General features: G+C 47.7%; 1 protein-coding gene. It reads left to right on the forward strand.

Annotated elements, in window-relative coordinates; all coding sequences use genetic code 11:
* Window positions 1–229: 229 nt before the first annotated feature.
* Window positions 230–1034: cytochrome c peroxidase (locus A3762_RS03485; protein WP_068754111.1), on the forward strand; the 805-nt coding region annotated here is incomplete at its 3' end.

Genomic DNA, 1034 nt, shown 5'->3' on the forward strand with positions numbered 1-1034 from the left:
AACCTAGTGAGCAATTCAGATCTGACTCAAGATCTAGATGGAGCGCCAGGGTGCATGTCAGGCGCGACCGATCCAGAATGCGCATCAATATTTGAAGCACTCGGTCTAGATGTCGCGATCGGCTCAGAGCATAGCAGCGTCACACAAACCGTCTTTAGTGTTCGTTAATATGTTTCGGCTATTAGTCTGTAGAGAGGCGCTTAATAAGCGCCTCTTTTTCGCAATATTCATGCTTTCTCTGGCTGGATGTAGCAGTAGCTCAAGTGACTTTGTCGACACCTCACACAATGCAAGCCAAACAAGTTTTGAATGGAATCTGCCAGAGAGATATCCCCTACCTGTCGAGCCCATCGCGAATCAAATGAGCGAAGAAAAGTTCCAGTTAGGCCGCCATCTTTTTTACGATACGCGCCTCTCAGGCAATGGCACTCAAGCATGCGCGTCCTGCCATATCCAAGAACATGGTTTTAGTGATGGCATTGCATTGCCAACAGGTTCTACTGGAGAACTCTTAGCGCGTAACTCTCAGGGCTTAATGAACGTAGCTTATAACGCAACACAAACTTGGGCCAACTTAGCCTTAATTACCCTAGAAGAACAGGCCCTTGTGCCATTATTCGGTGAGAATCCGATTGAGCATGGCATTGATGACAGCAACAAAGAAGAAGTACTTGATAGAATCCGAAACGAGGCGCGTTACCAAAGTTTGTTTAACGATGCCTATCCCGAGCTCGGTGATCCTATCGCATTTAATACCATTCGCGATGCGATAGTGAGCTTTGTTCGAGGTATGGTGTCTTTCAACTCAGCGTTTGATCGCTTCGAACAAGGCGATGCCACTGCTCTAAGCGCTGCTGCACATCGAGGCAGACAATTGTTCTTTAGCGAAGAGCTTGAGTGTTTCCACTGCCACGGCGGCTATCATCTCAGCGACTCCACGATGGATCGAAGTATGAGCTTCGTGAATCGTCCCTTTCACAATACTGGATTATTCAACATTGGTGGTACGGGCGATTATCCGCACGACAACACAG

This window comes from Oleiphilus sp. HI0125 (genome assembly GCF_001635355.1).